24 protein-coding genes and 1 pseudogene are annotated in these 23,983 nt (G+C 62.6%); 11 read left to right on the top strand and 14 right to left on the bottom strand.

What is annotated here, in order from left to right; all coding sequences use genetic code 11:
- Positions 1 to 93 precede the first annotated feature (93 nt).
- The 5 genes from Q1W70_RS07085 (at position 94) to Q1W70_RS07065 (ending at position 4,444) form a co-directional block, all read left to right on the top strand.
- Entirely contained in the window at positions 94 to 396 is a 303-nt protein-coding gene (locus Q1W70_RS07085; protein WP_166590936.1) for a MazG-like family protein, read from the top strand.
- A complete protein-coding gene (locus tag Q1W70_RS07080; RefSeq protein WP_166590935.1) occupies positions 396 to 1,145 on the top strand; it encodes a methyltransferase domain-containing protein in 750 nt (249 codons plus the stop codon). The genes Q1W70_RS07085 and Q1W70_RS07080 overlap by 1 nt, the downstream gene beginning before the upstream one ends.
- A 23-nt stretch (positions 1,146 to 1,168) precedes the next feature.
- Positions 1,169 to 1,789 (top strand): DUF4136 domain-containing protein, encoded by a 621-nt coding sequence (locus Q1W70_RS07075; RefSeq protein ID WP_166590934.1) that lies wholly within the window; start codon positions 1,169 to 1,171, stop codon positions 1,787 to 1,789.
- A gap of 40 nt (positions 1,790 to 1,829) precedes the next feature.
- Positions 1,830 to 2,387 (top strand): DUF4136 domain-containing protein, encoded by a 558-nt coding sequence (locus Q1W70_RS07070; protein WP_166590933.1) that lies wholly within the window; start codon positions 1,830 to 1,832, stop codon positions 2,385 to 2,387.
- A gap of 104 nt (positions 2,388 to 2,491) precedes the next feature.
- The gene (locus Q1W70_RS07065) at positions 2,492 to 4,444 is read left to right on the top strand and encodes a TadG family pilus assembly protein (RefSeq protein WP_302098710.1); all 1,953 of its coding nucleotides are present in this window, start codon (positions 2,492 to 2,494) and stop codon (positions 4,442 to 4,444) included.
- Here Q1W70_RS07065 and Q1W70_RS07060 read toward each other — a convergent pair.
- Both Q1W70_RS07060 and Q1W70_RS07055 read right to left on the bottom strand, forming a co-directional pair.
- A complete protein-coding gene (locus Q1W70_RS07060; protein ID WP_436799880.1) occupies positions 4,441 to 7,185 on the bottom strand; it encodes an ATP-binding protein in 2,745 nt (914 codons plus the stop codon). The genes Q1W70_RS07065 and Q1W70_RS07060 overlap by 4 nt on opposite strands.
- Positions 7,182 to 7,628 (bottom strand): TadE/TadG family type IV pilus assembly protein, encoded by a 447-nt coding sequence (locus tag Q1W70_RS07055; protein WP_166590931.1) that lies wholly within the window; start codon positions 7,626 to 7,628, stop codon positions 7,182 to 7,184. Before Q1W70_RS07055 ends, Q1W70_RS07060 begins: the two co-directional genes overlap by 4 nt.
- 74 nt (positions 7,629 to 7,702) lie before the next feature.
- Here Q1W70_RS07055 and Q1W70_RS07050 point away from each other — a divergent pair, with 74 nt between their 5' ends.
- On the top strand, positions 7,703 to 8,173 hold the full coding sequence (locus Q1W70_RS07050; protein ID WP_182343340.1) for a prepilin peptidase: 471 nt from the start codon (positions 7,703 to 7,705) through the stop codon (positions 8,171 to 8,173).
- Positions 8,174 to 8,298: 125 nt separating this feature from the next.
- A complete protein-coding gene (locus tag Q1W70_RS07045) occupies positions 8,299 to 9,090 on the top strand; it encodes a response regulator transcription factor (RefSeq protein WP_166590929.1) in 792 nt (263 codons plus the stop codon).
- Between the two features lie 18 nt (positions 9,091 to 9,108).
- Here Q1W70_RS07045 and Q1W70_RS07040 read toward each other — a convergent pair whose 3' ends face one another.
- The 8 genes from Q1W70_RS07040 to cpaB are packed head-to-tail and all read right to left on the bottom strand — an operon-like array spanning position 9,109 to position 16,583.
- The gene (locus tag Q1W70_RS07040) at positions 9,109 to 9,378 is read right to left on the bottom strand and encodes a DUF3613 domain-containing protein (RefSeq protein ID WP_302098709.1); all 270 of its coding nucleotides are present in this window, start codon (positions 9,376 to 9,378) and stop codon (positions 9,109 to 9,111) included.
- An 18-nt stretch (positions 9,379 to 9,396) separates the two neighbouring features.
- A complete protein-coding gene (locus Q1W70_RS07035) occupies positions 9,397 to 10,116 on the bottom strand; it encodes a tetratricopeptide repeat protein (protein WP_302098708.1) in 720 nt (239 codons plus the stop codon).
- A 10-nt stretch (positions 10,117 to 10,126) separates the two neighbouring features.
- Entirely contained in the window at positions 10,127 to 11,011 is an 885-nt protein-coding gene (locus tag Q1W70_RS07030; protein WP_166590926.1) for a type II secretion system F family protein, read from the bottom strand.
- A gap of 1 nt (position 11,012) precedes the next feature.
- Positions 11,013 to 11,897, bottom strand: a complete 885-nt coding sequence (locus Q1W70_RS07025) for a type II secretion system F family protein (protein WP_166590925.1) — start codon at positions 11,895 to 11,897, stop codon at positions 11,013 to 11,015.
- An 18-nt stretch (positions 11,898 to 11,915) separates the two neighbouring features.
- The gene (locus Q1W70_RS07020; RefSeq protein WP_166590924.1) at positions 11,916 to 13,190 is read right to left on the bottom strand and encodes a TadA family conjugal transfer-associated ATPase; all 1,275 of its coding nucleotides are present in this window, start codon (positions 13,188 to 13,190) and stop codon (positions 11,916 to 11,918) included.
- A complete protein-coding gene (locus Q1W70_RS07015; protein WP_182343345.1) occupies positions 13,187 to 14,383 on the bottom strand; it encodes a CpaE/TadZ family protein in 1,197 nt (398 codons plus the stop codon). The genes Q1W70_RS07020 and Q1W70_RS07015 overlap by 4 nt, the downstream gene beginning before the upstream one ends.
- Entirely contained in the window at positions 14,380 to 15,603 is a 1,224-nt protein-coding gene (locus tag Q1W70_RS07010; protein WP_166590922.1) for a type II and III secretion system protein family protein, read from the bottom strand. The genes Q1W70_RS07015 and Q1W70_RS07010 overlap by 4 nt, the downstream gene beginning before the upstream one ends.
- A gap of 20 nt (positions 15,604 to 15,623) precedes the next feature.
- Positions 15,624 to 16,583, bottom strand: coding sequence for a Flp pilus assembly protein CpaB (gene cpaB / locus Q1W70_RS07005; protein ID WP_166590921.1), 960 nt, complete (start codon positions 16,581 to 16,583; stop codon positions 15,624 to 15,626).
- Positions 16,584 to 16,910: 327 nt separating this feature from the next.
- Between cpaB and Q1W70_RS07000 the strand changes: the two genes are divergently transcribed.
- From Q1W70_RS07000 to Q1W70_RS06990, 3 genes are all read left to right on the top strand, one after another.
- Positions 16,911 to 17,120: a Flp family type IVb pilin gene (locus tag Q1W70_RS07000; RefSeq protein ID WP_166590920.1), complete on the top strand. Its 210-nt coding sequence runs from the start codon at positions 16,911 to 16,913 to the stop codon at positions 17,118 to 17,120.
- A gap of 66 nt (positions 17,121 to 17,186) precedes the next feature.
- Entirely contained in the window at positions 17,187 to 17,606 is a 420-nt protein-coding gene (locus tag Q1W70_RS06995) for a response regulator (RefSeq protein WP_166590919.1), read from the top strand.
- Positions 17,607 to 17,707: 101 nt separating this feature from the next.
- Positions 17,708 to 18,157, top strand: a complete 450-nt coding sequence (locus tag Q1W70_RS06990) for a DMT family transporter (RefSeq protein WP_166590918.1) — start codon at positions 17,708 to 17,710, stop codon at positions 18,155 to 18,157.
- 4 nt (positions 18,158 to 18,161) lie between these two features.
- Here the strand turns inward: Q1W70_RS06990 and Q1W70_RS06985 are convergent, their stop codons facing one another.
- Positions 18,162 to 19,016 (bottom strand): MaoC family dehydratase, encoded by an 855-nt coding sequence (locus Q1W70_RS06985; RefSeq protein WP_166590917.1) that lies wholly within the window; start codon positions 19,014 to 19,016, stop codon positions 18,162 to 18,164.
- A gap of 2 nt (positions 19,017 to 19,018) precedes the next feature.
- A complete protein-coding gene (locus Q1W70_RS06980) occupies positions 19,019 to 20,371 on the bottom strand; it encodes a 3-oxoacyl-ACP reductase (RefSeq protein WP_166590916.1) in 1,353 nt (450 codons plus the stop codon).
- Positions 20,372 to 20,489: 118 nt separating this feature from the next.
- Here Q1W70_RS06980 and Q1W70_RS06975 point away from each other — a divergent pair, with 118 nt between their 5' ends.
- Positions 20,490 to 21,767: an acetyl-CoA C-acetyltransferase gene (locus Q1W70_RS06975; RefSeq protein ID WP_302098707.1), complete on the top strand. Its 1,278-nt coding sequence runs from the start codon at positions 20,490 to 20,492 to the stop codon at positions 21,765 to 21,767.
- 118 nt (positions 21,768 to 21,885) lie between these two features.
- On the opposite strand, the gene Q1W70_RS27245 is transcribed toward Q1W70_RS06975, so the two are convergent.
- Together Q1W70_RS27245 and Q1W70_RS27240 are read right to left on the bottom strand one after the other, a co-directional pair.
- The gene (locus Q1W70_RS27245; protein ID WP_371927859.1) at positions 21,886 to 22,614 is read right to left on the bottom strand and encodes a methyl-accepting chemotaxis protein; all 729 of its coding nucleotides are present in this window, start codon (positions 22,612 to 22,614) and stop codon (positions 21,886 to 21,888) included.
- Positions 22,615 to 22,743: 129 nt separating this feature from the next.
- Positions 22,744 to 23,670, bottom strand: a pseudogene (locus Q1W70_RS27240) (HAMP domain-containing protein); the annotation flags it as partial.
- Positions 23,671 to 23,983: the final 313 nt, after the last annotated feature.

Here is a 23,983-nt window from a genome sequence, read left to right as displayed (position 1 = left end):
TCATTGCGCTCCGCTTGCTCGCGATCTGTCGCGCAGCGACAGCTTGCTTCCTGCGGTCATCCGCTTGAAGCTATACGCCTTCAGGAGAGCCCGATGAACCTTGTTGAACTGACCGAACGCCTGCACAGCATCCGCGACCGCAATGACTGGCGGCAATTCCATAGCCCGAAAAACCTCGCCATGGCCGCCAGTGTGGAAATGGCCGAACTGGTGGAAATCTTCCAGTGGCTGAGCGAAGACCAGTCGCGCCAATTGCCGCCCGACGCCCTGGCCCACGCCGGGCAGGAAGTGGGGGATATCGTGCTGTATCTTCTGCTGCTGTGCAGCGAATTGGGGTTGGACATGGAGCAGGTGGTGCGCAGCAAGCTGGCCGACAGCGAACGGCGGTTCAGCTGATGAGCGACCGTCATTTCGATCAGTTGGCGACCCGCTTCGCGGAAAAAATCTACGGCGGTGCCAAAGGCGCGATCCGCCTCGCGGTGTTGCAGGCGGACCTGGCGGAAACCTTGCCGGACCGTCCGCTGCGGGTGCTGGACATCGGCGCGGGCCTGGGCCACATGTCGCTGTGGCTGGCCGAGCGCGGCCACCAGGTGACCCTGGCCGAGCCGGCCGAACCGATGCTCGAGGGGGCGCGCCAGCGTTTCGCCGAGGCCGGACAAACCGCGACCTTTATCCAGGCGCCCTGGCAGGAACTGCTCGGCCAGCTCACCGAGCCCTATGACCTGGTGCTGTGCCATGCGGTGCTGGAGTGGCTGGCCGAACCCCATGCGATTCTCCCCGTGCTGCATCAACTGACCGTGCCGGGCGGTTGGTTGTCGCTGGCGTTCTACAACCGCGACGCGCTGATTTACCGCAACCTGCTCAAGGGTCACTTCCGCAAGATGCGCAAGAACGACATGGCGGGCGAGAAGCAGAGCCTGACCCCGCAGATGCCCCTGGATCCACGCGAACTGGCGACGCAACTGCAGGGCCTGTGGACGGTCGAAACCCAGAGTGGGGTGCGGGTTTTCCATGACTACATGCCCGTGGAGTTCCAGGCCCGTGCCGAACTGCTCGACTTGCTGGAGATGGAACTGGCGCACCGTCGCCACCCGACGTTTGCCGGGTTGGGACGTTACCTGCACTGGATCTGCCGCCCGGTCTGATCCCGATACCTGTGGAGGGCATCATGAAACGCCGTCTTGGATTGATCGCCCTGTGCCTGGGGCTTGGTGCCTGCCAGGGCAGCAACCCGTATGTCGCCAGCTCCAGGCCTTTGCCGCCGGCGCCGCCACAAGCGGCCAAGACCTTTGACCGCAGCGCCTATCCCGCGGCACCGCGAGACTTCGCGCGTTACCGCAGTTGGGCCTGGCTCGACGGCCAGATGCCCAATGGCTCGGCCTGGGCGGACTCGGCGCAGATCGCTGAAATCGTGAGCAATGCCCTCGACCAGCGAGGCCTGCGCCCCTTGCACGACCAGCAAACGGCAGACCTGCTGGTCAGTGCCGACCTGCACCAGGAAACCCGCCTGCAGCAGGTGCAGGATGATTACGGTTATGGCGCCTACGGCGGCTACAACCGTTATGGCAACGGCTATGGCAGTGGTGTCGGCATGTACAACACGGTGCCCATTGTGCGCACCTACCAGATTCAGGTGCTGGTGGTGCGGGTCGATCTGTACGACGCGGGCAGCGGCCAGCCGGTGTGGAGTGCCAGCGCCGAAACCAGCGTCAACGGCAGTGAACGCGAACGCGGTGATGCATTAAGAGAAGCTGTCGAAAAGGCCGTAGCGGCGTATCCTCCGTCTTAATGACTCCCATTCGTGTGCGGGTCTGAACCGGAGATAAACCATGTTCCGCCGTCTCGCATTCGTGGCATGCGCTGTGTTGCTCAGTGCTTGCCAGTCCAATCAGGTCAACCACGACTTTGACGCCAGCCGCGACTTCGCCGCCTACCACAGCTGGACCTGGAAAGAGCCCGCCCTGCAATACCGCCCGGATGATCCGCGGATCAAGAGCGACCTCACCGAGCAACGCATTCGCCAGGCGGTGGCCGATCAGCTCGACCAACGCGGCCTGCGCCCGGCCACCGGGAGCAGCAAGGGTGACCTCGATGTGCAGACCTACCTGATCATCGAAGAGCGCCAGCAACAGATCACCACCAACTACGGCGGCGCCTGGGGCAACCCCTGGAACGGTTACTGGGGCGCACCGATGTACAACGAAACCCGCAATGTCAGCTACAAGGTCGCAACCATCCAGATCGACCTGCTGGACGGCAAGGACGGCAAGCTGGTGTGGCGCGGCAGTGACGAACAGATGCTCAGCAGCTCTCCCAATCCCAGCGATCGCAGCAATGCGATACGCGAGACGGTGACGCGGATTTTGAGTAACTATCCGCCTAGATAAGCACGCCTGACCGACCATCTGGCAGCGGCACTGGCAACTTGCCAGCGCCGCGCGCGCGCGTTGACTACACTGCGAACACTACTGGAGGTAGCAAGGAGTGCTCGATGTCTCCTCGTTCTTGCTTTCGCGGTCGAGATCGCCAGCGTGGGGCCATTGGCCTGGTCGCGGCGATGACCCTGGGCTTGGCGCTGTTGTTTGCGCTGTTGGTGGTCGACAGCGGTCGGCTGTACCTGGAACAGCGCAAGTTGCAGCGGGTGGTCGACACCGCAGCGCTGGAAGCGGTGACTCGCGGTGGGTATTGTCAGGCTGCCAATACGGCAATGACCTACGCGACGCAAAGTGCAGCGCGCAACGGGTTCAGTACCAACGCAGAGCGAACGCTCGCGATTGAATGCGGCACCCTCGTCACTGGCAACGATAACTTGCGGCGGTTCAGCGTTGATGCCAACAAGTCTGAAGCCATTCGAGTCGTCGCCCATCATTCCGTGCCCAGGAGCATCGCTTCCGGGGTGGCGGCGCTGTTTTCCACGGAACCTCTGCCATCGCGCATTTGGCTGACCGCCACCGCTGTTGCCTCGTCACCCTCACCGCTGGCGATGCTGACTATCCGCACCACCCTGGGCATCATCGACAGCACCAAATCGGAACTGCTCAACGCGCTGGTCGGCGGCATGCTGGGTGGCAAACTGCAGCTCACCGCCGGCGGTTGGGATGGGTTGGTCAATACCAACATCAAGTTGCTCAGTTATCTGGATCAGTTGGCGGTGGATGTGCTGCTGAAAGCCGGTGACTACGAAACGCTGCTCAATACGGCGGTGTCGCCCACGCAATTGATCGACGCGGCGATCAAGGTCCTGAGCAAAGGCGGTGCAACGGCCGAGGTTGCCGTGCAGGCGCTGCAGTCCATCAGCACCATCTCCAGTGCGGCGCAGACACTAAAGCTTGGGGATGTGTTGAACGTGCAGACGGGGGCATCCACGGCAGGCCTGGATTCCACAGTGCAGGTTTTCCAGTTGGTCCAGGCGGTCGCTCAACTGGCCAACAGCAAAAGTGCCGCCGCGGTCTCGACTGAGGTGAGTATTCCGTTGATCGGCACAGTGGGTGTGAAGCTCAAGGTGATCGAGCCGCCACAGTTGTCGACGATCGGCAATCCGGCGCTGGCCAAGGCTGGCCTGGCCACCGGCAAGGATCAGATTTTTGTTCGTACGGCCCAGGTCAGGGCCCTGGTTTCCATCGAGCTGCCGATACTCAAGACCATTTCCCAGTTGGTATCGGCGCTTCCCGACCTGCTGACGCCGGTTTCGGGGGTGGTGAACAACCTGCTGCATCTTAATCTGGTGGGCGTGGTGAATTCGCTTTTATGCCTGGTCATCGCGCCTTGCGATAACACCGTTCTGTCAATTGCTTCCAAGCTGGATATCAGCCTGGAGGCCGCCAGTGCCAAAAGCTATCTTTCCGATTACAACTGCGCCAGCGATGCCAGCAAGAGCGTGACGGTCCAGGCAACCACCTCCATCGCGAATCTGGGTATCGGCAAGATTGACCCGGTCCAGGCCTTTTCCTCATCCGCGGCCATTGCCGTTGAGCCCGTGCGACTGATTGATATCGGCGTCAGAACCTGCGCTGGGATTCTGGGCTGTGGCCCGGTCACGCTGGGTAAGGGCGGAGGACTGGGGCTCAAGGCGCAATCCACGATCGGCCAGCGCACGCAAAGCCTGGTCTATCCGTTGCCCCCCAATATCGGCCTGCCTGCGCAGTATCAAGCGATAGACTCGGTCAACATCCTGACGGGGCTGGGCGATACCTTGAGCGGTCTGCAGGTGACCTCCTATGTTCCGCCCAGCGGGAATATCACCGGTAATGCATTGGCGCTGGTGGCGGGATTGTTGAATCAAATCAGCGGCATACTGGTCAACGCCGTGCGGGGATTCATCGGGCCGTTGCTGGACCCGCTCGTCAACACCTTGCTCAAGGCCCTGGGGGTCAGCCTGGGGAACGCGGAGATTGGCGCCAACCTCAGTTGTCATGCCGGCGGCAGAGCGCAATTGGCTATCTAAGGCGCCTCGGCAATCGGCAGCTCAATGCAGAAGCACGCACCCTGCTCGGCGTTGTGCACGCTCAACTGGCCGCCCATGTTCTGCACGATGCCATAGCTCACCGACAACCCCAGGCCGGTGCCGACGCCCACTGGCTTGGTGGTGAAGAACGGTTCGAAGATGCGCTCCAGCAGGCGCGGGTCGATGCCGCCGCCGTTGTCTTCGACCCACAGGCGCACCGCGCGCGTATCGGCCTCGGCGCGCAGGGTGATCCAGGGTTCAAATGCCTGCTGCACTTCACGCTTGCTCAGCAGGGCATCGCGGGCATTGACCAGCAGGTTGATCAACACTTGCTCCAGTTGATCGACATGGCCGCGGACCTGCACCTCGATGTCGAGGTGATGGATGCGCAACTCCACGCCCTTGCCACGCATGCCTTCGGCCAGCAGGGCCAGGGTGCCTTCCACTGCCTGTGTCGGATTGAACGGCTGCTGCTCGATTTCCGAACGCCGGCCAAACACCCGCATGTGATCGACCACCCGCGCCGCGCGTTGGACCTGGGTGTCGATACGGCTGAGCTTGTCCTGCAGGTAGTCGGCCGCTACATCGCCGTTGCTCAAGCGCTTGAGCATATTGGCGACGGCCATGCGCATGACGTTCAGCGGCTGGTTGATTTCATGAGCCAGGCCCGTGGCCATTTCCCCGAGGGTGGCCATCTTGGCGCTCTGCATCAACTGTTGCTGGGAGCGCCGTACTTCAGTGTTGTCGCGGCCCACCGCCTGGACTTCCAGCAGTTGCCCCTGGTCATCGAAAACGCCGCGGTCCGACCACACCCACCAGGCGTGTTCGCGCCCGGGCAGTTGCAGGCTGATTTCGGCGGTGCTGACCGGGAACTCCGGGGTCAGTTGCTGGATGCGCAGCAGGAAGGCTGCGCGCTGCTCGGCTGACAACCAACTCCCCAGGTCGACGCCCGGCAGTTGCTCCGGCGGGTACTCCAGGTACTTGGCCAGTGGACGGTTGGCGAAGGTCAGGGTCAGGTCGGGACGGTAACGGCAGATCATCGCCGGCGAATCCTCAACCAGGATCCGGTAGCGCTCCTCGCTCTGGCGGACCTGCTCGGTGGCCAGGGTGGCTTCGGTATCGTCCAGCCACAGGCCGACCGCCTCGACCGGCAAACCCAGGTCATTGCGCAGCAACCGGGCCTCATCCAGTAACCAGTGGTAATCGCCAGCCCGGTCACGCATGCGGTAGCGCGCACGAACGCTGCCCTCGCGCAGCAGCTGGCGGGTGCGGACGAAGTACAGGTCGCGATCGTCGGGGTGGATCCGCTCGATCAGGCTGGTTTCCGTCAGTTCGCTCAGTTGCCAGCCGAGCAGCGGCAGCAGGCTGTCACTGAAAAAACACGGCTGCAGAGCACCTTCCTCATAGCGTTGCACGTAGATCACCGCGGGTGAGCTGGCGATCAGATTATCCAGCCGGGCATGGGCGGCGGCGGCCTGTTGCTGCTGATTCTTGATGTCGCTGATATCGAGCATGAAACCCACTGGCCGGCGCTGCTCGCCCAACTGCAACATCTGACCTTGCAGGCGATACCAGACCGGGGCCTGGCACTCGTCGCGAGCTTGCAGGCGCACGCTGAGTAGCAGGGGGCGGTCGCATTGCAGCAGGTCCTGCAGTCGACTCTGCAGCTCGGCGCGGTCGACCGGATGAAACACCGCCAGCCATTCGCTCAGAGGCAGGTGCGCGTGTTCCAGGTGCAGGTTACGGGCCAGTTGCGGGGCCAGTTGCACCCCCTCGTGCAGTTCCCACCAGCCGCTGCCGAGCAGCCCTTGCAGGGCGTCGAGGCGTTGCAGTTGCTGCTGTTGCTGCTGTTCACGCAAGCGCCCCAGTAGCGGCCCAGCCAGCGCGGCGAGCAGCAGCAACCAGTCACGCTCGCCGAGGGCTGGCGCAGGCTGCACCGCCGGATAAAAACCACAGAGCAGCCAGGCGCCGATCCCTTGGGCGTCGCAATACGGCACCAGCAAGCCTTCGGCATGGGCGAAGATGTCCCGCAGGCGCGGATCAAGACCGGCACTCTGAACGCCATGCAAAACGTGGGGACGGCTGCCGTCCAGACTGTCCAGCCCCGTGCCCAGCGACTGATCGGTGTGCCAGAGCCGGGGAGCATCGTGGGCGTGGTAATGGCTGTGGATCCGCCAGTCCTGTTGCGCCTCATCGAGCAGGGCAATGGCCACGCAGGGGATCCGCCAGTGCTGGGCCAGGTCCTGCAATTGTTCGCGCAAAACCTGCGGCAGGCGCGTCAGGCTGCACAGGCGCAGTTGCTCACTGCAGCGTGCGGCCAGCGCCTGGCAGGTGTCCCGGGTCTGGGCCTGTTGCCGCTCCTGCAGTAAATCACCGATGTCGAGCAATTGCAGGAGCCAGCCATCCTCAGCCGGCTGTGCCCAGCCGCGCAGGTGCAGGGTGGTTGCACCCAGACCTGTGAAGTCCAGGTCCAGGCTGTGTCCGTGCCATTCGCTGGGTGGGCCTTCGACGGCTAACCGGCTGCCCGGCACGAGGTATTCGCTCAGGTGCCGGGCAGTGCTGCCCGATAATGGGAGGGCGAGCGAATGGCGCACGGGGCCGCTGATCTGTAGCACGCGTCCTTGTGAATCCAGTTGCAATTGCAGCCCCACGCTGGGCACGACCGGGCGCGCACGGGTCTCGAGTGGCAGGGTGGGAGAACGCTGTAGCAGTAGCCCGAACAGCTTGCCAGCGGGACTCAAAATTGAATGCTCGACTGTGCACTCAGGCTGGTCGGCAGGCTGGGCACCGTGCCCACTCCCGGCAACACCAGGAACGGAATCACCTGGTTGAGCTTGCTGGTGGGGTAGCTGACGCTGGCGGTCAACTGGCCTGCGCTGTAGACCGCTTTCGCATCGCCGCCGGTGCCATAGGTGAGGTTGAAGGCTTTGGGCACCCAGGACAGTTGTTGCTGTAGAACGGAGTTGGCCAGGTTGACCACGGCGTTCGGATAGTCGCTGGTATTGGGGTCCAGGGCGACGCTACGACGCACTGCCTCGGCCGTGGCCTCATTGAAGGACTGCATCAGCAACAGCGGCACGCTGTAACTGACGATGGCGTAGAACACCGCAAAAAAAATCACGAACACCAAGGCGAACTCAATGGCGACAGCGCCTTTTTGTTTGTGTGGCAGGTCTGTTTTCATGAGTGCGTCTACCCTGACTGTTACAACGTGCTTTGAGCATAGAATCATTCAGCCAACGCGGACGATTTTTCCAGATGCAAAGTCTTGTCTTGATGATCTGGCTGGCGCTGTGCGCGGCACAGGATGTTCAGCAGCGACACATTTCCAATCGCCTGACGCTTGGCGCGGGTGCCGCGGCATTGGCCTACCTGCTCTGGAGCGGCACTACCTGGCTGGGCGCACCGGCCGAGCAGGGTGGCTGGGCTTTCCTTCTGGCAGTGGCGTTCACCTTGCCGGGATATGCGTTGGGACGGATGGGCGCCGGCGACGTGAAATTAATGGCGGCCATCGGCCTGGCCACCGAGCCGGTCCATTTGCTGGGCAGTTTTGTGGGTGCCGGTGTGCTGAGTGCCCTGTGGCTGTTACTGGCGCCAACGGTGTGGCCACTTATGGCTCAAGGACTTAGGAGGCGTGTTGAGTTTCTTGCGCCTGAGCTGTCAAAAAACCCACCTTTTGCCCCCTTCGTTTTCCTCGGCATGTTTCTGACAATCGCCTGGATTCAATAGGTTCCGCGCCGCCATCTTGCTATGTACATAGTCAGGAAGTACGTCTATTTTCAGGTCACAAGTTGTACGGTTCCCGGCTATTGGTACGGCAGTCATCAGCGCTTGGCCTGAACATGGAGTGGCGAGTGAACAAGTCCACATCGGCGGTAAAAGTATTGGTGGTCGACGACGAAACGTTGATTGTTGAAGAACTCTGCGAATTCCTGGAAAGCAGCGGTTACGTCTGCATTCCCTGTGGGTCCGGCCAACAGGCCATCGAGTGCTTCAGCGAGGACGCCGACATCGGCCTGGTGCTCTGTGACCTGCACATGCCGGACCTCGATGGCATCGAGCTGGTGCATGCGCTGCAGCGGGTGGCGGGCAAGCATCGAGCGTTCGAAGCGATCATGCTCACCGGGCGAGCCGACAAGCAGGATGTGATCAAGGCGCTGCGGGCCGGGATCGCGGACTATTACCAGAAACCGATCAACCTCAACGAACTGCTCGAAGGCCTGCAGCGCCAGGAAGCAGCCCTGCAGGAGCGGCAGAAGGACTTGCAACTGGGGCATTTGAACCAGAAGCTGCAGCATCTTTCCGAAACCATCAACGACCTCTACCAGGACATCGACAAAGTCCGCCGGACACCGTCAGTGGAGGCCTCGCACAACCCCGCCACCGACGCTGACAGTCATGCGGACCAGGCCCAGATCCCGGCCCTGTTCAACCAGCTCTCGCCCCGTCAGCTGGACGTCGCGCGCCTGGTCGGCAAGGGCCAGACCAACTACCAGATCGCCTGTGAGCTGGGCATCACCGAGAACACGGTGAAGCTGTATGTGTCCCAGGTCCTGCGCTTGACCCACATGCATAACCGCACGCAATTGGCGTTGGCGCTGTCGCCGAGCAATTCGGGAATGCGCCGGCAAGTGACTGCGCATTAGTCGAGGGCGGTCCGCCGGTCAGTTGCCGGACGACATCTCGCCGGCACTGTCCTGATCGTAGAAATCCGGAATGCTGTAGTTGTACTTCTTCAGCCAGCGCTGCAGCGCCAATTCGCGCTCGGTGGCGGTTGCGGTCTGTGGCGTAGCGGAGGCGGCCTGGTTGCTGCTTTGCAGCACCAGCCACCCTTCGGTTTCCTGTTGTTGCGCCGAAGCGGGCCCCGACTCAATCGCCACGGCGCTCAGGGGCAGGCCCAGCAGGACCAGACAGCCAACAGTCGTTAGTTTCATCTGCGGTTCTCCTGCGGGTTACTTGAGGCTGATCGATGGGGTGTCGGCCGCAGCAACCCGGTCGCTGGCAGCCGTCCTGACGGTGGCCGGAACCTTGAGTCGTTCCGCGTGGGCCCGGGCGTTGGTGAATTGTTCCGGGCTCAGCCCGGCACTGCTGACCACTTCGGCGGCTTGCTTCCAATTGTCCTGATAGATCAGCAGCGTCACCAGATTGACCGCCGGCAAGGGGTCACTCTGCTTCAGTTCAATGGCGGTGAGAAATTCGAAACGCGCCTCGTCCAGGCGTAACTGGTTGAGGTAGACCACACCCAGATCATTGCGGATTTTCTCATTGGTAGGCGCCAGGCGCGCAGCCCGTTGCAGATGCGCCTGGGCCTGGCCGTTATCACCGCGAGCCGCATACAACTGGCCCAGGCCATGTTCCGCTTCAGCCGATACACAACTGCCGATCAGGCTGCGGTACAGCGGCTCGGCTTCGCTGCGTCCCAGCAGGCGATAGGCCCGGGCTTTGCGCAAGCGCACTTCGTTGAGGTTGTCGGGGAGCTTTTCCAGATTGGCCAGGCTTGCGTGCAGCTTGCCGTCGCTGGCCATGTCGTCGGCCAGGTTGACCGCCAGCTCCTGCTCGGAATTGAGCCGAGCGCAACTGCCCGATGCAGTCAGCGCCGACCAGGGGGCAGCCCCTCCCGTAGCGCAACCGCCGAGCATCAACACACTTGCTGCAAGCATCATTATTCTCATCAGCTTCTCTCTAAGAGCCAAACGCGCGGGCAATGGCGGTGAAGCCTGGGCCACCCAGAACGATCAGCAAGGCCGGAAACAGAAACACCATCATCACCACCGACATTTTCGCGGACATTTTCGAGATGTATTCCTGCTGGTGTGTGAGGCGTCGATCGTCGAGCAGTTGCTTGAGCGCCAGCAGCGATTTCATTGCGCCGCCACCTTGCTGAATCAGTTGCTGGAGGATCACGCAGGTGTCGTTGAACTCATCCACGGCCAACAGTTTTGCACTCTGGTTCAACTCCTGGCCCAGCTCCAGGCCCGAGTCGACCCGAGCCAGGACCAGGCGCAGTTCGCTGGTCAGTTCCGGCAGCAGTTTTTGCGCTTGCGTGCTCAACACCCGAAGTGCCTGTTCCACGGCCATGCCTGATTCGAAGAGGATGCGCAGCAAGGGGATAAAGGTAGAGATTTCTCTGGCAATGATCTGTTGCCGGCGTTTGGCCGCGTAGGCCAATACCCGTTTTGGCAGCAGGTAGCCAACGCCCATCAGCAGCAATGGCACTAACCAGGGATGACTGGCGGCAGGGAAAAAAATCTCGCGCAAAAACACCGCCAGCCCCAGCACCAGCAAGGGCGTACCGACCTGGATCGCGGCAAATAACGAGCGATCACTAGCTCGACGCCAACCCAGGCGAGCGAGCAAGGCCAGGGTCTCGTTGTCGGTGCTTACCGAGCGCTGGCTGAGCCTGTTGTCGCCCAGTACGCGCAGGTAATTGCTCAGGCGGCTGTCGCGCACCATCTGGCCTTGCAGGCGTTGCGCTACCTGACGCTCACGCCGTCGTTGCTGCAGCACGCTGCCCAGAGCCAGGATGGCGGCGGCGAGCAACAAAAAAGCACTGGCCAGGATCGCCATCTCAAATACTCCGCAACATGCGCCACAGCGCCAGGGAACCGCAGCTCTGCAGCACTACCGCGCTGATCAACATGTGCTGGCCGCTGGGGTCGCGCCACATACTGAGCATGTAATTGGGGTTGGTAATCAGGAAATAACACGCCAGGCAAGTTGGCAGCAGTCCCAGTACCCAAGCGGTCAAGCGAGTCTCGCCCGTCATCGCGCGCAGTTGGCGCGCCCCCTGTTCGCGTTCGCGAATCAGCTTGATCAGGTTCTCCAGCAGTTCGCTGGCATTGCCGCCATAACGATGGTTGACCTTCAACCCCAGGGCGAACATGCGCAGTACATCCCGGTCGTAGAGCTCGGCAAAGTCGTGGACGGCATCGGGTAGATTGACCCCCAGTTGCACGTTGCGTTGCACGCGAGCCAAGGCGTTTTTCAGTGGGTCGGCGCTGGCTTCGATACTGCCCATTACCGCGTCCGCCAGGGTTCTCCCGGACTTGAGGCTGCGCACGGTGTGATCGAGCAGTTGCGGCAGTTGCTCGATCATCCGCCGTACACGGCGTTGATAGCGCCAGGCGATGTACAGTCGCAGTGCCAGCGGCGGCAGCAGTAACAAAGCCAGCAGCCCCGACCAGCCGGCCACTGCAAAGCCGATCAGTATCGACAGGCTCCAGAGCAGCAACCAGAGCCCCATGCGCTCGGTTGGGCGCCCCATGCCTGCCCGCAGGAAAGCGCGGTCCAGGCCACTCCAGCGGGTCTTTTGCAACTCAAGCTGTGGTTGCCCCTGGGCCAGGCGGTCCATCACACGCTCGATGCCGGTTTGGCGCACACCGCGAAAGAACAGGTGGATCGACAAGCCGAGCAATACCAGGCAAATCAGGCTCAGCAATAGCGGTGCAAGCATGGTGGTGGCCTCGCCAGGTCAGTTGAGTGTCAGGCCTGTTTCCCGGCGCAGCTTGTCGCCAGCGGGATTGACCGCCTCGCGCAGGAAGCCGAAGCCGGTGCGACGGTCGAGGCGAAACAGGGTGTTGGTGACGTAGATGTCGTCGCGAATGCCCACCACTTCCACCACCTCGCTGACGCAGCGTCGACCGTCGGGCATGCGCGTCAACTGGATCACCACATCGAGCGCGGCGCAGATCATCTGGCGCAGCGTGCGCTCGGCGATCTGGCGGCCTGTCAGGCCCACCAGGGTCTCCAGGCGCAACAGGGCGTCCTGGGCGTTGTTGGCGTGCACGGTGCTCATCGAGCCGTCGTGGCCGGTGTTCATCGCCGTCAGCACGTCGAGCACTTCGACGCCGCGAATCTCCCCGAGGATGATGCGGTCCGGGCGCATCCGCAGGGCGTTGCGGATCAGGTCGCTGGCCTTGACCTCGCCATGGCCCTCGGCATTCGGCGGGCGGGTTTCCAGGCGCACCACATGGGGGTGGCCCAACTGCAGTTCGGCAATATCTTCGATGGTGACCAGGCGTTCGTGGGGGTTGATCAACTGGCTGAGGATGTTCAGCAAGGTGGTCTTGCCGGTGCCGGTACCGCCACTGATGAGGATGTTGCAGCGGCGGCCGACGGCTTCCTGGATGAACTCGAAAATCGCCTGGTCGATGGTCTGCATGGTCATCAGGTCGCTGCTCTTGAGCATGTCCTTGCGGAATTTTCGAATCGACAGGCAGGGGCCATCCAGGGCAATCGGCGGGATGATCGCATTGACCCGGCTGCCGTCGGGCATGCGTGCATCGACCATTGGCGAGGACTCGTCCAGACGCCGACCCAGGGGCGCGAGGATGCGTTGCATGACCCGTTCGACGTGGTGCGCGTCGATGAAACGCAGGTCACTCTGGTGCAACACCCCATCGCGCTCGATGAATACCCGGTGTGGGCCGTTGACCAGAATCTCGGTCACGGTGGGGTCGCGCAGCAGCACTTCCAGGGGGCCGAAACCGGTCAGCTCATCGACGATTTCTTCCGCCAGGCGCTCCATTTCATAGCGCGATATGGCCAGGTGCAGGCGCGCGATGTAGTCGGCGACCTTGTCGGTGACAAACTGCGCCAGCAGTTGGCGGGAGCCTTCCAGCAGGTTTTTTCCGGACTCCTCGATGGCGTCGATGATGTAGCGATGCAGGACCGGTTTCAGGCCTTCGTGATCGCCGTTGCCGACCGTCGGCCGGGCCGTGGCGCCAAACAGTTTTTCGCTGCTCATTTGCTGCCTCGCAGACGGTTCAGCCAGCTGGACTTGGGTGTGTCCGGGTGTTCGGAGCGCCGGGCCAGCCGTTCTCCCAGGGTGCGCAGGGCTTGGGTAAGGCCTTCGCGGGGGGCCAGTTCGAACAGGGTGACCCCCTGGTTTTTCGCGTTGAGCCGCACCTCGGGGCTGTAGGCCAGCGTGGCCATGACTTCCAGGCCAAAGCTTTTACCCAGGGTTTGCGAGTCGGGCGCCACATTGCGCAGGTAGCGATCCACCAGCAGTTGGGCATGTTCCAGCTTCATACCTTTTTCACGCCACACGTTGAGCACGGCCAGGTTGCGTCGACAGTCGAGCACGCTTTGGTCGGTGTACCACAGCAACTTGTCGCAGTGGCTGACGAAGGTTCGCACTGCTTCGCTGTCAGGCTGGCCGGTGAGGTTCACCACGATGTGCTGGAAGTGTTGGCGCAAGGCGCTGAGCAGCATGTAGAGCTCGGCGGCACTGGTGTGCTCCAGGGGCTCATCATTGCTGGCGTAGGCGAGGATGCGCATACCGCTTGGCGTGCAGGTAAAGGCACTGTCGATCAAGGTTGCATCGATACGCCGCAGATGACGCAGCGCGTCACCGAAGTGGAACGAGCTTTCCAGCCCGAGCAAGGCCAGGCTGTCGCCGCGGGGTAATCCCAGGTCCAGCAGCAGGGTCTGCTGGCCGCTCTTTTGCACGACCAGCGCCAGGTGACTGGAGAGCAGTGCGCCGTCGGCGTCGCTTTGGGTGCCGAACAACACGCTCAATCCTCCCATTTGGGTGTTGGGCACCACCGGCGGCAGACGCTTGCTCAAGCGGCGCACCAGCCCGGCCACCTCACTGGCGCGTGAGCCATAGGCGACAAAATCCCGCGCCCCGGCGCGCATCGCGTTGAGCACCAGTTGATTGTCCATGCCGTCGCCCAGGGCGACGATCGCCAGCATCGGCTTGGCTTCCAGGGCGCCCTCGATCAGGGCGCTCTGGGCCACCACGTGTTCCCGGTCCAGGCCGACAAACACCAGGCTGGCGAAGGTCACGTCGACCAGTGCCAGCAACTCGTCAAGGCTACCGGCGCCAGCGCTGACCACCTGGCCCAGAGGCGCCAGCGCTCCTTGCAGCCACTCAAGGTCGGTGCTGTTGCGCGTGATGGCGACAAAGGTCTGGCTCAGGCTCTGGCTTTGGCTCATTGCGATAACCCGCTGCGTTTGTCGAAATTGCCGTTTTCCAGGAAGAACATGCGGTAGAAATTCGGGTCGTAGTTGCGCAGTTTTTCACCCGGCAGGGACGGCAGCTGGGCATCGGCCGCCAGTGGTTGCACCAGGTGCGGGGTGACGATCATCAGCAGCTCGCGCTCCTCGCGATTGATGTTCGTCTCGCGAAAGAACGCGCCGAGGATCGGGATGTCCCCCAGCCCGGGAAACTTGTTGACCTGGGAGCTGTTGCGGGTGCTGATCAGGCCGCTGATGACAAAGCTTTCACCGTCCGCCAGGGAAATGCTGGTGTCGGTACGCCGGATGGTCAGGGCTGGAACCAGGGTGCCGGCGATGTTCACGGCATTGCTGAAATCCAGTTCGCTGACTTCCGGTGCCACCTTGAGGGAAATCCGATTGCGCCCGACGATGGTCGGGGTCAGGGTCAGGCGAATCCCGAACTCCTTGTACTCGATGGACACGTTGTCGCTGCCGGAACTGGGAACCGGAATCGGGACTTCGCCGCCGGCCAGGAAACTCGCGCTCTGGCCACTGAGCGCCACCAGGCTTGGGCGGGCCAGGGTGTAGGCAAACCCGCTGCCTTCCAGGGCATTGATCATCACCATGGTCTTGCCGCCGATCCAGGAGAAGTTGAACTGGTCGTTGTTCACCGGCAGACGACCCTGGACCACGCCGTCGATGGTGGGAAGTGTTCTGGGGGAGCCAAACAGAAAGTTGCCACGGGTCCCGAAAATCGAGGCCGAAGCTTCCTTGAGCTTGGTTCGGCTGACTTCCACAAATCGAATGTCGGTCTGTACCTGGCTGGGCAGCAGGGTGTCTTCGGAGGGCAGCTCGGCGGCGCGGGTCATGGCCGCCGTGGCCTTGCCCTGGACGAACACCATGCTTTGCCGCGGAGCGCTCGAGCAGGCGGTCCAGACCATCAGGCTGGTAGCCCCCGGCGCCATTCCGGTGAGCAGGAAGGCATTGCTGCCGCTGGGATGAACGTCGGCAATTTTCGGATCGCCGATGGCCAGGCGAGTAATCGCCACGGGCGATTGCAGGACCTGTTGCAATCCTTCCCCCACCTCCAGCACGGCGGGCAATGAGTCCAGCGCGCTGCAATTGCCCGAAGAGGCCAGGGCGACATCGACCGGCAGCCCCGCCAGGAGCAAGGCACAGATCACGCGATGGTAGAGCAGCATGGAACGACTATGCATAGACATGCATCCTTGCTCGATCAGGGGGTTTGTTGGGTCACCTGGTTGCCACGTATCACCTCGATCGCACGCCGAGGCATCGTCGTTTGTTTACTGCTGGCCGGGAGGTTTACAGGCGCTTCACCCAGCGCCAGTTGGTTGAACTGGAATAGCTGGCGGTTGCTGGTCTGGAGGTTGGCCGCCGAGTCGGGTTCGCCGGCCCAGTACTTGGCCAGGCGCTGTTCTTCGTTGCTGCGTACGGCCAGGCGCAGGGTGCCGGCTTGCGTCGCCAGCATCAGGCGGCTTAGCAGTTGTTCGGGGACCGCCAGCACAATTGTGCGAGCGGCAAGCCGCCGTTGATCTTGCTTGAGCTTTTCCTCGGGGCTGGCGGCAGGGGTGGCGGGCTTGCCGTCATTGGTCAGGCCGAACTGTTCGCCGACACCCAGTACGCGCATCGCCGGCACCACGATTTGTGCCGACTGTTGCGCGTTGCTCTGGTCCTGGCGCAGGTACAGCAGGACATCGACATAGTCGCCTGGCAGCAGTTGCCCGCCAGCGCCGACCACTTCGTCCACGGCGACGGCCAGTGCACGCTCATCGGGGTGGATCATGCGCGCCAACGGACCGCCGGCCTCGAAGCTTTCCTGGCTCAACCAGGTGCCAGCACTCAGGGGGCGCCATGGCGTTCGGCCAATGGCCTGGTCGAGGCTGTTCAAGCTGCCGGCGGGGGCGCTGCGCAGTTGCTCCAGGGCGAGGTCGGCGGCAGTCAGCGCAGTGAAGGGCGGTACATCGCGAACCAGCACCACCACGGGTTGGCGAGTCTGCTCTTGCGCCTGGGCGACGGAGTGTTCCATGACGCTGGGCGTGGCGAGAACCACGGCAGGACTGACCGGGGGGGCAGCGGGGGAAGATTGGCGGCTCAAGACCAGCCCCCAATATCCGACAATGATGGCGGCGACCAATAGAAGCCCAGCCAGGCCCATAGTGATACGACTGTTCATGACGGCTCTCCCTTTCCTGCTGCAATACCTGCTCGTCCAGGTCAACGAGATCACTTCGCAATCAGGCAGCTATGAACATTCAACGATTTGGCTATTTGAAGGTAGCGCAGCTAATCCAAAATGCCATTACGGATAACTAAATAGCCCATAAACTGAGGAAGTGCCTGTAAATACGGCGTTTTTTTCCAACAAACTAGTGTTAATACTTTCTGATTAGTTACTTCTTACACTTGCTGGGGAGGGGCTTGTTGACAATGCTCTGATGGCAGAGAGCAATCATGTTGCAGCCCTGCTACAGCAGCGCCCCGAGCGCCAAGGAGAGGTCTTATGTTCCTTCAGAAACTGATGGTTAAAACACGTCGTTTTTTTCGTAGAACCGAGGGTGCTTCAGCGATTGAGTACGCGCTGATTGTGGCGATGGTGGCGTTGGTGGTGATTGTGTTTGTACCGCAAATCAGTGGGCCGATTACTGGTACTTTTACTAAGGTTGCGGAGGGGCTCGCCAAAGAGCTTCCGGCAGCACCGACAACTCCTTAGTAAGCTGATTGAGCCGCTCAACTGCAGTGTGTTTTTCAGTCATCAACACTGTCACAGGAATCACCCATGAGTGCGTCTTCTTCCCCGCGTCAACAGTTGCTTCTGGTGGACGATGAAGAGGATGCGCTCCTGGAGCTTGCCGAACTGCTGGAGCTCGAGGGGTTTTGTTGTTTCACCGCAACCACGGTCAAACTGGCCTTGCAGCAGCTCACTCGCCATCCCGATATCGCGCTGGTCATCACTGACTTGCGCATGCCCGAAGAAAGCGGCCTGTCGCTGATCCGCCGCCTGCGCGAACACACTGCCCGCCAGCATCTGCCGGTGATCGTCATTTCGGGTCATGCCGACATGGCCGATGTCAGCGACTTGCTGCGCCTGCAAGTGCTGGATCTGTTCCGCAAACCCATCTATCACCAGCGCCTGCTGGATACCCTGGACAACCTGTTCCCACAAGCGGCTCCTGCCAGCGCAGTGCGCATAAGCTGAATCCGCCGCCAGAGTGCGACAGCGCCTTAACTTCCAGACACGCTCAAGCCAGCGGTTTCGGGCGCTATACTGCGCACCCATTCGAGTCCTTGGAGAACAACATGCCGGCCCCCGTCTGGTGGTTACTTTGCCTGCCATTGGTGGCAGGCGCCTTCCTGCCGTTGCAAGCCGGGATCAACGGCCAGTTGGCCAAGCAGGTTTCCAGTGTGCTGTCTGCCGCGTTGATTTCGTTTTTTGTCGGCACTATGGCGCTGTTGCTGCTGGTGCTGATCCAGCGTGAAACCCCAACCCTGGCGGCACTCAAAAGCCTGACCTGGTGGCACTGGAGCGGTGGTTTGCTGGGCGCTTTCTTTATCACCACCGCCGCGTTTGCCGGGCCACGCATTGGCGCGATGCTGTTCATGGCGCTGGTCCTGGCCGGGCAACTGGGCATGGCGCTGGCGCTGGATCATTTTGGTTGGGCGGGGTTTCGCGAAGCCCCCATCAGCGCCGGCAAGATTGCCGGGCTGGTGTTGATTCTGGCGGGGGTGTTCCTGATCCGGCGTGGTTGAGCGCTCAGGCCAGTGGTTGCCAATGGCCGTGCATATGCTGCAGTGCGCGGTGGCCCTTCAGTTGCAAGTCGCCACTTGAACCCGCCGCGCTGGCCAGCAGGATCACCTCGCTGGGCAGGCGCACCGGTTTGTTGAACTGCACCGCGATCTCCAGGTTCGAGCTGGGCAGATGGCCGCTGAGTGCGGCCAGGGTGCGCGCCTTGATCCACAAGCCGTGGGCGATCGCCTGGGGGAAGCCGAAGAGCCGGGCACTCAGTGCGCTCAGGTGAATCGGGTTGTAGTCCCCCGAGACCCTGGCGTACTGCCGGCCAATCTCGGTCGGCGCCCACCAGCGGCTGACTTCGTCGATATCCTGCGGATCCTGCACGAGGGGTTCAGGCGCCTCACCCGCAAGTTTCACGCCTTTGCACAGCATCCGGCTTTCGGCTTCCCACAGCGGACCCAGGGCATCGTCCAGGCGGGTGATCAGGTCGAACGTTGCGCCCTTGGCATGGGGTTGCAGGTTCTGCACATGGACGCTGGCCTGGACTCGGCTGAGGCCGCCCAGCGGCCGCAGCAGGCGGATGCGGTTGGCCAGGTGTACCAGTCCCAGGAGTGGGAAGGGGAAGGACTGGGCGGTGAGCAACTGCAATTGCAGACCGAACGCCAGCACATGGGGATAGGTCGGCGGCAATAAGCCGTTCTCGGTAAATCCGCAGACCTTGCGGTAGGCCGCCACTGCCTGGGCGTCGACGTTGAGCCAGGCGCGCAGGCCATCATCGGGCAGGACGCTGCCGGTGATCTTGCGTCGTGTCGCGGCTCGCCAATACAGCGGGGGCAACGTCGGTGCGCCCGCGACAACCTGCCAGTTCGTCGTCATGCTCAGGCTCCCAGGACACTTTGGCCACAGACCCGCAGCGCTTGCCCGCTGACCGCGCCACTGCCGGGTTGGGCCAGCCAGGCCACGGCTTCGGCGACATCCTGGGGCAGGCCACCCTGGCCCAGGGAACTCATGCGCCGCCCGGCTTCGCGCAGGGCGAAGGGAATGTGTGCAGTCATCTGGGTTTCGATGAACCCCGGCGCCACGGCATTGATGCTGATCCCGCGTTCGCCGAGCAGCGGCGCCCAGGCCTGGGCCAGGCCGATCAGCCCGGCCTTGCTGGCGGCGTAGTTGGTCTGGCCACGGTTACCGGCGATGCCGCTGATCGAAGCCAGCAGGATCACCCGGCCGTTGTCTTGCAGAGTGCCGCTGTCGAGCAAGGCCTGGGTCAGCACTTGCGGGGCATTGAGGTTGACGGCCAGCACGGCGTCCCAGAATTCCGGGGTCATGTTGGCCAGGGTCTTGTCGCGGGTGATGCCGGCGTTGTGCACCACGATGTCGATGCCCTGGGGCAACTGTTCGATCAGGCGTGCAGCGGCCTCTTCGGCACAGATGTCCAGGGTGATGCTGTTGCCTCCCAGGCGAGCGGCGAGGGCTTCGAGATCGCTCTTGGCCGGCGGCACATCCAGCAGCACCACTTCGGCGCCATCGCGGGCCAGGGTTTCGGCAATCGCCGCACCGATGCCGCGTGCCGCACCGGTGACCAGGGCCCGGCGTCCCGCCAGTGGCCGGGTCCAGTCCTGGACTTGAGTGGCGCAGGCGTTGAGCCGCACCACCTGGCCGCTGACGTAGGCACTTTTGGGCGAGAGGAAAAACCGCAGCGCGCCTTCGAGTTGATCTTCCGCACCGCTGCCGACGTACAGCAGTTGCAAGGTGCCGCCGCTGCGCAACTCCTTGGCCAGTGAGCGGCTGAAACCTTCCAGGGCCCGCTGCGCACTGGCGGCGAAGGGATCGCTGAGGCTTTCCGGCGCCCGCCCGAGGATCACCACGTGGGCGCTGTGGTCGAGGTTTTTCAGCAGGGGCTGGAAGAACTCGCGCAGTTGCTTGAGCTGGTCGGTGTGCAGCAGATCACTGGCATCGAACAGCACGGCCTTGAGCTTGGGGCCATGCCCGGGAATCCACGCCTGGGCCACCAGCGGTTCGGCGCCGTAGCTGTAGATCTGCTCGGTCAGTTTGTTGGCGAAGGCGTGGACCTTGCTGGCCAGCGGGCCGCCGCCGAGCAGCAGTGCACCGTCCACCGGCCGCAACCGACCGGCTTCCCAGCGTTCCAGGCGGACCGGCGACGGCAGGCCAAGGGCGCCGACCACGCGGTGGCCGAGGGACGAGTTGGCGAAGTCGATATAGCGGTCTGACATGGAACGCGCTCCAGCGGTTGGGGTTCAAAGTGTGGACCACGAATCGTCATCAGTCGTTCGATCCGCGAGATAAGGCCTACGCTTGTGGGTCATGGCTTTCACAGAATAGGAGCTTTTCATGACTGAGCTGCGCCGCGTCGCGATCATCGGTGGAAACCGCATCCCCTTCGCCCGCTCCAATGGCCCCTACGCTACCGCCAGCAACCAGGCGATGCTGACGGCCGCGCTCGAAGGCCTGATCGAGCGCTACAACCTGCACGGCTTGCGCCTGGGTGAAGTCGCGGCGGGGGCGGTGCTCAAGCACTCCCGGGACTTCAACCTGACCCGCGAGTGCGTGCTCGGCTCACGGCTGTCGCCGACCACGCCGGCCTACGACATTCAGCAGGCCTGCGGTACGGGGCTGGAAGCGGCGTTGCTGGTGGCCAACAAGATCGCCCTGGGACAGATCGACTGCGGCATTGCCGGCGGCGTCGACACCACCTCCGACGCGCCGATCGGGGTCAACGAAGGCTTGCGCAAGATTCTGCTGCAGGCCAATCGTGCCAAGACCACCGCCGACAAGCTCAAGACTTTCCTGCAGTTGCGGCCCCGGCATTTGCTGCCGGAGTTGCCGCGCAACGGTGAGCCGCGCACCGGTTTGTCCATGGGCCAGCACTGCGAGTTGATGGCGCAGACCTGGCGCATTCCCCGGGCTGAACAGGATCAACTGGCGCTGGAAAGTCATCAGAAAATGGCCGCCGCCTATGCCGAAGGCTGGCACAACGACCTGATGACACCGTTCCTCGGCCTGACCCGCGACAACAACCTGCGTGCGGACCTGACCCTGGAAAAACTCGCGGCGCTCAAGCCCGCTTTCGAGAAGGGTGGCCAAGGCACACTCACTGCGGGTAACTCGACGCCGCTGACCGATGGCGCCTCCCTGGTGCTGTTGGGCAGTGAAGCCTGGGCGCAAGCGCGTGGTCTGCCGATCCTGGCGTATTTACGCGATGGCGAAGCGGCGGCGGTGGACTTCGTCAACGGCGCAGAAGGGCTGTTGATGGCGCCGGTGTATGCCGTGCGGCGTCTGCTGGCGCGCAACGGTCTGACCTTGCAGGACTTTGACTACTACGAAATCCACGAAGCCTTCGCCGCGCAAGTGCTGTGCACGTTGAAGGCCTGGGAAGATGAGGACTATTGCAAGCGTCGCCTGGGGCTTGACGGGGCATTGGGCTCGATCGACCGCAGCCGACTCAACGTCAAGGGCAGCTCCCTGGCCGCCGGCCACCCGTTTGCCGCCACCGGCGGGCGCATCGTCGCCAACCTGGCCAAGCTGCTGGAGGTGGCGGGGCAGGGCCGAGGCCTGATCTCGATCTGCGCCGCCGGTGGTCAGGGGGTGACGGCGATTATCGAGCGTTAGGCCCAGGAGCAATGCGGCGCTGTTGAGGCCATCGCGAGCAAGCGGAGCGCCGCCCGGCTCGCGATGGCGGTATGTCAGGCACCACCGATGTTGAATGTGCCCAGGCCAGGTCCGGTGATCAGGTACGGAACCGTCGCACCAATCCATCCAGCTCGTTGGACAACCCGGCCAGGCTCTGGGAGTCCAGGCGTGCCGAGTTCGCCAGTTCCGCCACCAGTTGCGCGTCGCCATGGATCTGGCTGATGTGGCGGTTGATGTCTTCGGCGACCTGGTGTTGTTCCTCGGCGGCGGTGGCGATCTGGGTGTTCATGTCGCGGATCACATCCACCGATTCGCGGATTTGCCCAAAGCTGTTGCGTGCCTCGCCAATGCGGCTCACTGACTGCTGCGAAACCTGCAGGCTGGCGTGCATTTGCTGGGTGACCTGGCTGGTGCGTTTGGCCAGGTTGCCCAGCAGGCCGTCGATTTCCGCCGTGGAGTCGGCGGTGCGTTTGGCCAGGGCACGCACTTCGTCGGCGACCACGGCAAAGCCGCGACCTTGTTCACCGGCCCGCGCCGCTTCGATGGCCGCGTTCAGGGCTAGCAGGTTGGTCTGCTCGGCAATGGAGCGGATAGTGCCGAGGATCGACTGAATGTCATTGCTGTCGCGTTCCAGCTGTTGCATGGACAACGCCGATTGCTCGATCTCCTGGCTCAAGCGGTCAACGCTGCTCACGGCGGCGTCGATCTGTTGCTGGCCTTCGTGGGCCTGGCGCTGGCCGTTGTCCGCCGAGTCGGCGGCCTGGCTGCACGAGCGGGCGACCTCGTTGGCGGTGGCGACCATTTCATGGAACGCCGTGGACACCATGTCCACCGCTTCGCGCTGGCGCCCGGCGGCTTCGGCCATCTCGCCGGACACCTGGGTGGCGTTGTGGGAGTTGGCGAGGATCTTGGTCGCGGAGCCGCCGATGTGCTGGATCAGGCTGCGAATCGCCGCCAGGAACTGGTTGAACCAGCTGGCCAGTTGCGCGGTTTCGTCGCTGCCACGGACCTGCAGGTTCTGGGTCAGGTCGCCTTCGCCTTGCGCGATGCCTTCCAGGCCACTGGCGACACTGCGGATCGGCCGCACGATCAGGCTGGCGAAACTGGCCCCGACCACGGCGAAGACCGCCGCCAGGACTGCGGCGATGATTGCGATCAGCCAGGTCAACTGGGTCGCTTCGCTCATCACATCGGCTTGCTTGATCAGGCCGATGAACGTCCAGCCCAGTTGCTCCGACGGCCAGACGTTGGCCATGTAGCGCTCGCCGTTCAGTTCGACTTCCACCAGGCCCTTGCCGGCCTTGGCCAGTTGCGCGTAACCCTCGCCCAGGGAGTTCAACGGCTTGAAGTTGTGCTCGGGTCGTTGTGGGTCGACCAGCACGGTGCCGTTGTTTTCCATCAGCATCAGGTAGCCGGTTTCGCCGAGCTTGATCTGTTTGACCAGTTCGGTGAGCTGGGTCAGCGTCACGTCGATACTGACCACGCCGCCATTGATCCCCAGCTGGTTATCGAGGGTGCGCACGGTGCTGACGTAGGTGGTGTTGTTATCGGTCCAGTAATAGGCCGCGGTGCGCAGCGGTTTGCCCGGGTTGGCCTGGGCGGCCTTGTACCAGGGGCGCTGGCGCGGGTCGTAGTTGGACAGTTTGGCGTCATCGGGCCAGGACACGTAGCCGCCGGTGCTGGTGCCGACGATGGCGTAGGCATAGGCGGGGTGACTGTTGCCCAGGTTCTGCAGGAGGGCGAACACTTGTTTGTCCATCTCGCCTTGCGGGATGTCCGCCGCGTTGGCGGCCATGTAGGTCTTGAGGCTGGCGTCGGTGTTCTTGATCAGCGGCAGCGAGGCCAGATAGTCGACGTTCTGGCTGATGCCGTCGAAAAACATTTGCATGGCGTTGCTGACCTGGCGAATCTCGCGAGCGCTGCTGTCGACAAAGGTGTCCTTGGCATCACTGCGCAGGTTCATCACCACCAGGGTGGCAACCAGGACCACGGGCAAGCAGGCAATGATTGCAAATGCCCAGGTCAGTTTTTGTTTGATGTTCATCCGCGCTCCACACTTGTTCTTATTGGCCGATTGTCGGACAAATCCTTTTGTCATGGATGACTTCGGCCGCTGGAGAGGGAAATTGAGGGCTAATGGAAAAAAACCTACACGTGGCTGGCTTTTGGATCGCGCAATCTGTCGCAAATGCCTG

It is taken from the genome of Pseudomonas kielensis, from assembly GCF_030505375.1.
In the GTDB taxonomy this organism is placed as follows: domain Bacteria; phylum Pseudomonadota; class Gammaproteobacteria; order Pseudomonadales; family Pseudomonadaceae; genus Aquipseudomonas; species Aquipseudomonas kielensis.
This window is presented reverse-complemented; position numbering and strand designations above follow the sequence as displayed.

Coding starts and splice junctions, on each gene's coding strand:
- Q1W70_RS07085 (WP_166590936.1), top strand. CDS start 94: ATGAACCTTGTTGAACTGACCGAACGCCTGCACAGCATCCGCGACCGC.
- Q1W70_RS07080 (WP_166590935.1), top strand. CDS start 396: ATGAGCGACCGTCATTTCGATCAGTTGGCGACCCGCTTCGCGGAAAAA.
- Q1W70_RS07075 (WP_166590934.1), top strand. CDS start 1,169: ATGAAACGCCGTCTTGGATTGATCGCCCTGTGCCTGGGGCTTGGTGCC.
- Q1W70_RS07070 (WP_166590933.1), top strand. CDS start 1,830: ATGTTCCGCCGTCTCGCATTCGTGGCATGCGCTGTGTTGCTCAGTGCT.
- Q1W70_RS07065 (WP_302098710.1), top strand. CDS start 2,492: ATGTCTCCTCGTTCTTGCTTTCGCGGTCGAGATCGCCAGCGTGGGGCC.
- Q1W70_RS07055 (WP_166590931.1), bottom strand. CDS start 7,628: ATGAAAACAGACCTGCCACACAAACAAAAAGGCGCTGTCGCCATTGAG.
- Q1W70_RS07050 (WP_182343340.1), top strand. CDS start 7,703: ATGCAAAGTCTTGTCTTGATGATCTGGCTGGCGCTGTGCGCGGCACAG.
- Q1W70_RS07040 (WP_302098709.1), bottom strand. CDS start 9,378: ATGAAACTAACGACTGTTGGCTGTCTGGTCCTGCTGGGCCTGCCCCTG.
- Q1W70_RS07035 (WP_302098708.1), bottom strand. CDS start 10,116: ATGAGAATAATGATGCTTGCAGCAAGTGTGTTGATGCTCGGCGGTTGC.
- Q1W70_RS07030 (WP_166590926.1), bottom strand. CDS start 11,011: ATGGCGATCCTGGCCAGTGCTTTTTTGTTGCTCGCCGCCGCCATCCTG.
- Q1W70_RS07025 (WP_166590925.1), bottom strand. CDS start 11,897: ATGCTTGCACCGCTATTGCTGAGCCTGATTTGCCTGGTATTGCTCGGC.
- Q1W70_RS07020 (WP_166590924.1), bottom strand. CDS start 13,190: ATGAGCAGCGAAAAACTGTTTGGCGCCACGGCCCGGCCGACGGTCGGC.
- Q1W70_RS07015 (WP_182343345.1), bottom strand. CDS start 14,383: ATGAGCCAAAGCCAGAGCCTGAGCCAGACCTTTGTCGCCATCACGCGC.
- Q1W70_RS07010 (WP_166590922.1), bottom strand. CDS start 15,603: ATGCATAGTCGTTCCATGCTGCTCTACCATCGCGTGATCTGTGCCTTG.
- cpaB (WP_166590921.1), bottom strand. CDS start 16,583: ATGAACAGTCGTATCACTATGGGCCTGGCTGGGCTTCTATTGGTCGCC.
- Q1W70_RS07000 (WP_166590920.1), top strand. CDS start 16,911: ATGTTCCTTCAGAAACTGATGGTTAAAACACGTCGTTTTTTTCGTAGA.
- Q1W70_RS06995 (WP_166590919.1), top strand. CDS start 17,187: ATGAGTGCGTCTTCTTCCCCGCGTCAACAGTTGCTTCTGGTGGACGAT.
- Q1W70_RS06990 (WP_166590918.1), top strand. CDS start 17,708: ATGCCGGCCCCCGTCTGGTGGTTACTTTGCCTGCCATTGGTGGCAGGC.
- Q1W70_RS06985 (WP_166590917.1), bottom strand. CDS start 19,016: ATGACGACGAACTGGCAGGTTGTCGCGGGCGCACCGACGTTGCCCCCG.
- Q1W70_RS06980 (WP_166590916.1), bottom strand. CDS start 20,371: ATGTCAGACCGCTATATCGACTTCGCCAACTCGTCCCTCGGCCACCGC.
- Q1W70_RS06975 (WP_302098707.1), top strand. CDS start 20,490: ATGACTGAGCTGCGCCGCGTCGCGATCATCGGTGGAAACCGCATCCCC.
- Q1W70_RS27245 (WP_371927859.1), bottom strand. CDS start 22,614: ATGGTGTCCACGGCGTTCCATGAAATGGTCGCCACCGCCAACGAGGTC.